This window comes from Mycobacterium sp. NGS15 (assembly GCF_059813245.1).
In genome coordinates this window covers 633,821-639,820 of sequence record NZ_JCALEF010000006.1, presented here as the reverse complement: position 1 = coordinate 639,820, position 6,000 = coordinate 633,821, and the positions used below count along the sequence as shown (strand labels likewise).

6 protein-coding genes and 1 tRNA gene are annotated in these 6,000 nt (G+C 55.4%); 3 read left to right on the top strand and 4 right to left on the bottom strand.

Going from position 1 to position 6,000, the window contains the following annotated elements; all coding sequences use genetic code 11:
• The 3 genes from AC5Y5C_RS20935 to AC5Y5C_RS20925 form a co-directional block, all read right to left on the bottom strand.
• A partial coding sequence (locus tag AC5Y5C_RS20935; RefSeq protein ID WP_499975985.1) for a helix-turn-helix domain-containing protein occupies positions 1 to 186 on the bottom strand: 186 nt, incomplete at its 3' end.
• Between the two features lie 114 nt (positions 187 to 300).
• Positions 301 to 373, bottom strand: a tRNA-Arg gene (locus tag AC5Y5C_RS20930).
• 160 nt (positions 374 to 533) lie between these two features.
• On the bottom strand, positions 534 to 941 hold the full coding sequence (locus tag AC5Y5C_RS20925) for a hypothetical protein (RefSeq protein ID WP_499975982.1): 408 nt from the start codon (positions 939 to 941) through the stop codon (positions 534 to 536).
• Between the two features lie 59 nt (positions 942 to 1,000).
• Here AC5Y5C_RS20925 and AC5Y5C_RS20920 point away from each other — a divergent pair, with 59 nt between their 5' ends.
• The 3 genes from AC5Y5C_RS20920 to AC5Y5C_RS20910 all read left to right on the top strand — a co-directional run bounded on the left by AC5Y5C_RS20920 (position 1,001) and on the right by AC5Y5C_RS20910 (position 4,862).
• A complete protein-coding gene (locus tag AC5Y5C_RS20920; RefSeq protein WP_499975980.1) occupies positions 1,001 to 2,350 on the top strand; it encodes an ATP-binding protein in 1,350 nt (449 codons plus the stop codon).
• Positions 2,351 to 2,354: 4 nt separating this feature from the next.
• Positions 2,355 to 3,311 carry an O-methyltransferase gene (locus AC5Y5C_RS20915; protein ID WP_499975976.1) on the top strand — a complete coding sequence of 319 codons (957 nt, stop codon included), beginning with the start codon at positions 2,355 to 2,357 and terminating at the stop codon, positions 3,309 to 3,311.
• Between the two features lie 204 nt (positions 3,312 to 3,515).
• Entirely contained in the window at positions 3,516 to 4,862 is a 1,347-nt protein-coding gene (locus AC5Y5C_RS20910) for a DNA cytosine methyltransferase (RefSeq protein WP_499975973.1), read from the top strand.
• Here the strand turns inward: AC5Y5C_RS20910 and AC5Y5C_RS20905 are convergent.
• Positions 4,831 to 5,253 (bottom strand): very short patch repair endonuclease, encoded by a 423-nt coding sequence (locus tag AC5Y5C_RS20905; RefSeq protein WP_499975972.1) that lies wholly within the window; start codon positions 5,251 to 5,253, stop codon positions 4,831 to 4,833. The genes AC5Y5C_RS20910 and AC5Y5C_RS20905 overlap by 32 nt on opposite strands.
• Positions 5,254 to 6,000 lie beyond the last annotated feature (747 nt).

The window sequence follows — 6,000 nt, the reverse complement described above, 5'->3', positions numbered from 1 at the left end:
GCTCGCCGGCCGATGCGACCGATCGATCAACCCCTCCAGGCCCGCTTGCTCGTAGCGGGCCAACCACGAATGCAACGTCTGACGCGACACCCCACACTTCGATGCCACCTGCGATATCGATAAACCATCGCTGATCACGGCCAACACGGCCTGATACCTCTGCTCGGCCACGCTCAACTCCCTCATCAAGGGAGTGTCAAGGATCAGCCGAAACAACTGTCGAGCATCAGCCGAAACACTGTCGCCCATCAACCGGAGACAAAATGTCACGCATCACCCGACGCAATACACTGAGTTAAGTGCCCTCGGCAGGATTCGAACCTGCGACACCGGCTTTAGGAGAGCCGTGCTCTATCCCCTGAGCTACGAGGGCGGGGGACCTGTGTGAATAGGTGTCTAAAACTCTAGCGGGTCGGTGGGGGTGCTTCGGACGTCGGCTCGGGTGAGTCGAAAGGTGGTGCCGGTGGTGCCTGTGCGATCCAATGAGCCCTGTGGGGCGTATGTGACTGGCCTGCAGGTAGACGGGTGCCTGGTTAGGCCGCGGCAGTTTTTTGATTGCGCTGGTGAAGGTAGTGAGCGATTACGATGCAGCCCAATGCGAATCCGGTCATGACGCCGTGCTGGCGGGTTGCGCTGTGGACGGTGATGCGTCCGCCGTACAGCGTGCGATCGAGGGGTGTTGTTGAGACTTTCGCTGTCTTCGCACCAGCCGTAGCAGCGGTCGTAGACCTTGGCCGTAGGGAGGGGTTGTAGATGGCCCTCGCCAGTATCGAGAATGGTGCGCTCGTGCAGGCGGCCTTGTCGGTCCAGATCACGTGGTCATCGCCGCAACGGCACTCGATGGTGCCGAAGGGGGTAGGCACGGCGGCGCCAGAGTGCGGTTGCGCCAGGGCGATCATGCCCAGTTTCATCACATGGTCGACGTGTGTGCCGCGGAACATACCGCGTAGAACCCAACTAGATTGTACGATCATTTCCGCGACCCAATTGAGGAGGGCTGATGGATCGTCGAACTGTCAAAGCGAATCCAACAAAAGCGTTCTTTGTTCGGATGTTAACGAGAGATATATCTCTGTCCGATTGCATTCTTGACCTCATTGACAATTCCATCGATAGCGCCTGGAAGAACTCTGGCAATACACCACATGGGTTGGTTAGTGACGCAAGTTTGAAAAAATTCCGCATCGACGTCCAACTTTCCGAGGAACATTTCGCGATCTCCGATAATTGTGGAGGTATCTCTTTCGAGCTCGCGGCCGATTATGCTTTTACTTTCGGACGTGATGATGATGATGGCGACGAGGACGATGAGCCTGAATCATATTCGGTTGGTGTTTACGGAATTGGGATGAAGCGGGCTATTTTTAAGATCGGAAATAGCATCAACATAAAGAGTACCTTCAGTGACAATGGTCAACTTAGCGCCTTCAACGTACCTATCATTGTTGATGATTGGATGCGCGACAAGGATCTTGATTGGGATTTCGATGTGGACGATGCGGATGCCGAGTCCGAGGCTGGTATATCAATATCTATAGCGCAGCTTAATGACTCTGCAAGTCAACAGTTCGGCAGCAAGGTATTTCATGCAGAATTGAAGCAGATTATCGCACGCGAATATATGATCCCACTCCGTCGGGGGCTGCAAATAACAGTAAATACACAGCCGGTTGGGCCATGGATTGTCGAACTTTTGCACAACGATGAGTTCTCTCCAATGCGGACCAAATACACCGACTCCACCGTTGGTGTGGAGATTATTGCCGGCATGCAATTTCGCCCTCCTCTGGATTCTGACCCAGAACAGGATGCCAACGTGAATATTGCTGATCTTTCAGGATGGTATGTCGCCTGCAATGGTCGGATTGTATTAGCCGCAGACCGCTCAGAGCTATCCGGTTGGGGCAAGCATTATCCTAGGTGGCACCCGCAGTACACGGGATTTGTTGGATTCGTTCTCTTTACTTCGCAGAATCCAGAAGACCTGCCAATGACGACAACAAAACGCAGTGTAGATGTGTCTTCGGGTGTCTTTAGAAGGGCAATTCCAAAAATGAAGACACCTGCGCGTGCCTGGATTGACTACACCAACGCTAGAAAGAGTAATCTCCAGGAGTTGGAGGAGCTCGAGACCCACCTCACGGGAACCGATCTGTTTGAAGTGGAGGATAGAGAAGAAATAAAGGTTCCAGTGAGGAAAGGAAAGAATGATCCAAAGGCTAACATCAATTATTCAGTCTCACAGAAGAAGGTAAAAGAGCTAGCCGAAGCATTGGGTGACCCTAGCATGACCTATCGAAACATCGGCATTACCACCTTCGATATGGTGTACAAAGAGCGAGTTGGCTAGATAAATGCCCTCGACAACAAATATCATAGATTTTAGTTTGCGCAAGAACAAGTCGATCGCTAGGGACATTGTATTCGATGGATTGCGCAGGTTGAGCGGTGTATTTGATTTCGCAAATTACACATACATCGGTTTCGGCTCGGTTTGGTTCGTGGACTTCGACATAGCGCATCGCACCCTAGGTGTTGATGTGATGGTCTCTTTGGAGGAGGATTATCATATATACTCGCGTGCAGTATTTAATAAGCCGTATAGGACGGTAGACGTTGTGCACGGGCGGTCCGGGGAAGTGATACCGGATCTCTTTGAGCGTTTTCCTGGCCCCTGGCTAGTATGGCTCGACTACGATAAGCCACTAGATCTAGAAAAACTTCAAGAACTCGAAACTCTTACGGACCGGTTGGTTACTAATTCTATTCTGATCGTAACGTTTAGTGCATCAACTGGAGGGTATTCGACGCCCAAGGGCCGGCTCGAATACCTAAATAAGCTATTTGGGTCAGCCCTGATGACGGATCAAATAGACGCTGCCGATGATGTAATTGAGCTACTAAAGACAGAGGGAGTAGTCACAGAGATTCTGGCGCAATCAACGTTGGACTATATTCACGGACATTCGGTTGAAATAGGCAGAGAAGATAGATGTGAAGAAATGTATCGCGTATCTTACCGCGACGGAACTCCAATGGTAACGGTTGGATGGGTATTCGCAGAGTCGAAGCGCTTAACTTCCGTACGGGAAATTCTTTCGAGTGATGATTGGCCAGGCAAAGTGGGGAGAATGATCCAGACCCCTCACCTAACTGTCAAAGAAGTTGCCGCCATTAGAAGCTTACTTCCGAATGAGTCGCTGAATGTAGAAGACCTAGGAAGTATGGGATTTGAATTGCCGGAAGAGCAACTTGATTCCTTCATTCAGCATTATCAGCGATATCCTATGTTCTTCCAATCTGTGCGTTAACTGCCGCTACCCGTAACGGTCGGGTACTTAATGGGCTCGACGCAATGAAGCGGTACCGAGGAGTCATGGACTGGTGTCGCTACGGGACGTGCTGAGAGAAGTGTCGGTGGCTCATGCAAGCATGTGTTCGTGACGCCCGACACGTTTGGCCGAATCGTTGAGAATCTCCCGGCCTCCTCGCGATAAATGTGCGATCGTCCTAGAGTGAACACTGAAGACCGCGCCCGCCCGCGCAAGCCGTCGACCCGGCCGATTGCTGTCGATTTGTTTGCCGGCGCCGGTGGGTTGACGCTTGGTTTCGAGCAGGCGGGGTTCGATGTGGTCGCTGCGGCCGAGTATGACCCGGTGCATGCGGCCACGCATCTGTTCAATTTTCCTGAGTGCGAGATGCTGTGCCGGAATATCGCGAACCTGTCTGGAGAGCAGGTGCTGGATGCCGCCAAGAAGGGGTTTCGGCGTATGCACCCTGGGGAAGAATGGCCGGGAGAACTCGATGCGATCGTGGGAGGCCCTCCGTGCCAAGGATTTTCGACTGGAGGAAAGCGTGAAGAAGGCGACGAGCGCAATGAGTTGCTTCTGGAATTCGTTCGGCTGATCGAGGAAGTGCGGCCCCGTACGTTCTGCCTCGAAAATGTGGCGGGGCTGCTGGAGTCGAAATTCGCCGACGTTCGGGAGACCGCGATCCGTCGCCTACGCGACGCCGGGTTCCAGATTTCGGGCACCGACTCGGTTGTGAACAGCCTGAACTTCGGTGTCCCACAAGTTCGCCGACGAGTGATCATGCTGGGTTCACGCGAGGGAGACGCGCCTCGGCGGCCCCAGACGCGAGACGGCGAGATTTCGGTGTCCGATGCGCTTGCTGGACTCCCATCACCTACGCGGTACGAACGGCTTCTCGATTCGGATGAGGTTCGCTTGAAGGCCAACGATCTCAAGCTTCTTCGCAATACGTCGAGTGAGTACGCGAGGGCTCTCGCCGGCCTGGACTCGCTGCCCGGAGATCGATCACGCCCGAGGCAGTGGGAAAGCGAATTGTTGACGGGGTCGCGGCGAACGGTTCACGAGTCGGGCACCGTCGCCCGGTTCAAGCTGACGAAGCCGGCTACCGTCGAACCGCGGAGCCGTCTGTACCGCCTTCCGGTAAAGGGTCCAGCCCGCACTCTGCGTGCCGGTACAGGCGCAGAACGGGGTGCCCACACCTCGCCCCGGCCCATCCACCCGACGGAGAACCGCGTCATCACAGTGCGTGAGGCAGCCCGGCTCCATGGCTACCCGGACTGGTTTCGTTTCCACACCACCAATTGGCATGGCCACCGCCAGGTGGGAAATAGCGTGCCTCCGCCACTTGCTCGGGCCGCCGCACAAGCACTGCTTCAGTCGCTGTCCGACTACCGCCCCGGTCCGCTACGAACATCGGTATCACTGGGCGACCCGACTCTGCTTTGGCTGTCCCGCTCGGAGGCACAACCGGTCGTCGGTGCTGTCTTAGAGGAGATGCCGGCGACACGCAGCCGACCGGTTACCGACTCGTCTGATACACCTCGCGGATAGCAGTCGCGACGTTTTCGGCTGATTCATGGCTCCAGAATCGAAGGACTCTCCAGCCGGAAGCCGTGAGAAGCGAATCGGTTTCGCGATCTCTTATCCGATTCAGATCGATTTTCGGTGTCCAATACTCGGTGTTGGTCTTCGACGGAACGTAATGGGTGGGGCATCCGTGCCAGAAGCATCCGTCGATAAAGACAGCGATACGCGCACGCGTGAACACAATGTCCGCTCGCCTTGGCACGGTTTGTACTGGCCGCAAGTCGACGCGGTACCGAAGGCCGCTGGCATGAAGTAGGCGGCGCACAGCCAGCTCAGGCTTTGTGTCACGAGATCGGTTGCCGCGCATCACCGCGCGAGTGCGGTCGGATGGAGAAGCTGCGTTCTCGGCGATCATGTTTGGCGTCTCATGTCAGTGGTAGGCGGCCAGGTTTGCTCAGTGTGGTCGCGCAATAAACCGGCGATTCGGGTGCATTACCCCAGTGGAGATCAAAACCACGGATGTTTCCTCAGCCGCCGAAATCGGTCGTGATGGCGCCATAGTATCCAGTGGATGGACCAGATTCGTGAGTTCTTGGATGAGCGTGCCAGGCCACGAATGTCGGGGATTTGCCTCTTCTGCGGGTGCACGTTCACGGATCGCGGAGGCCGTACGGACGACCACGTGCCCTCTAAGGTCTTGCTCCGCAAGCCGTATCCGCCAAACCTATCTACGGTGGATGCCTGCCAGAAGTGCAACAACGGATTCTCCGCTGACGAGCAGTATGTCCGCACGTTTCTTAGCTGCGTTCTGGCGGGCTCGACGGAACCTGATCATCAATCTGATCCCAAAGCAGGTAAGGCGTTGGCGCGAAGTCCGCGGCTTCGCGCGCAGATGGAGCGAGCGCGATGCGAACCGCCTTTGCCCAGCGCGCCCGTGCTCTGGAACCCGGACTCAGATAGGTTCAACAATGTATTGATCAAGAACGCGCGTGGCCACCTCTGTTCGAGTGCGCTGAGGTGCGATTCGATTGCCCAGAGATTTGGTTCACGGCGTTGGAGGTCCTGTCGCCTGAATGCCGCCGCACGTTCGAAGCGCCAGAAGGCGATCTCCTACTGCCTGAGGTGGGTAGCCGGGGACTCGTGCGTGCTTTGGCGTCCACAG